This is a genomic window from Halobacillus sp. BBL2006 (assembly GCF_000786645.1).
Classification (GTDB): domain Bacteria; phylum Bacillota; class Bacilli; order Bacillales; family Halobacillaceae; genus Halobacillus.
In genome coordinates, this window is record NZ_JRNX01000948.1 from 1 (window position 1) to 1,385 (window position 1,385).

Here is a 1,385-nt window from a genome sequence, read left to right on the forward strand (position 1 = left end):
AAATAATAAAAAAGAAACTTGTATAAACGTTTATGCATATTACGAGCAATCGCATAAGCGACAAGTGAATTAGATAACAATGTCAGAATTACAACGAAAACCGTCACCATCGTACTGTTTAAAAGGGCACCGAAGAAGTCGGTCACCTGCACCGCATCAACAAAATTCTGGAACCGCCATTCGTCAGGCAAAGAAAGCAATGGTTCTGACATTTCCTCAGGTGTCTTCAGCGCGATCGTAATGGTTAAATAAAGCGGCAGTAACACAAGTACCGTTCCTAAAATTAACAGAGACGTGACGAGCCAGTTCTTCTTTCCTCTTTCCATTACATCTCCACCTCCCGCTTCTGAAGTACGCGAATTTGAAAGATTGATATCACAACGATAATGATGAAGTAAATGACAGCATTCGCAGATTGATAGGCAAACTCTCCACCTTCAAATCCACCTTTGTAGATTAAAAGAGAAATAGATTCTGTCGCCTGGCCAGGTCCTCCATTCGTCAAGGCCACAATCTGGTCAAAGGCCATGAGGAAGTTCTTCATAGCAAGCACCATGTTGATCGTAAAAAATGGTGCGATCAGTGGGAACGTAATTTTCAGGAACTTCTTCCATGCATTCGCTCCATCGATCTCGGCTGCTTCGTACACATCTTCTTGAATCGTCTGCAAGCCGGCTAAATACAAGATTGTATTGAACGCTGTCGCCTGCCAAACGGTCATAATCACAATTCCAATCCACGCCGTATCAGGATTTCCCAGGATATTTTTTGCAAGAGCCTCAATTCCTAACGCTCCCATAATCTCAGGAAGAAAGTGTGTAAAAATGAAATTGAAGATAAACCCGACAATCAGAATACTCAGGATATTGGGTAAGAAATAAACAGCCCGAAGCGTCTTCCGGAACTTGATTTTTGCGTTCAATCCAAGCGCAACCGCTAAACTGAAGATATTCACCAAAATGGTCGACACGACAGCGAATTTGAACGTAAACCAGTACGAACTTAACGCACGGCCATCCTGAAAAACGTTTAAGTAATTGCTTAATCCGACAAAATTCCATTCCCCATATCCACGCCAATTCGTAAAGCTATAGAACACCCCCTGCAAAACAGGATAGGTGTGAAAAATAAAGAATATGACGACTGCTGGTAACGACATCAGTAAAAAAGCACGTTCACGATTTTTCATTTCGCTTCCTCCCCCTTAACGTTTTTGGACTTTCTCCCATTCACGATCCATTTTTTTCAAAAAGGCATCCGGATTCTTTTCGATAAGAAACGCTTGAATCAAATTCGGTGCCTGCATGCCGCTCGGATAATAGTGATCTGGGAAACTGGTAATCTCATCGTTCGCGATTTTTTCTTGGAGACCTGTAAGAATTTCA

Annotated in this window: 1 protein-coding gene and 2 pseudogenes; all 3 read right to left on the bottom strand. The window is 42.0% G+C overall.

Going from position 1 to position 1,385, the window contains the following annotated elements:
- Positions 1 to 326 (bottom strand): annotated as a pseudogene (locus LD39_RS21300) (carbohydrate ABC transporter permease); the annotation flags it as partial.
- A complete protein-coding gene (locus LD39_RS21305) occupies positions 326 to 1,189 on the bottom strand; it encodes a carbohydrate ABC transporter permease (RefSeq protein ID WP_035553748.1) in 864 nt (287 codons plus the stop codon). The pseudogene LD39_RS21300 and the gene LD39_RS21305, both read right to left, overlap by 1 nt.
- Before the next feature lie 15 nt (positions 1,190 to 1,204).
- Positions 1,205 to 1,385 (bottom strand): annotated as a pseudogene (locus LD39_RS23355) (carbohydrate ABC transporter substrate-binding protein); the annotation flags it as partial.

What these genes read in the sequence shown, in the direction of transcription:
- LD39_RS21305 (WP_035553748.1), bottom strand. Translation starts at nt 1,189, where the DNA reads ATGAAAAATCGTGAACGTGCTTTTTTACTGATGTCGTTACCAGCAGTC.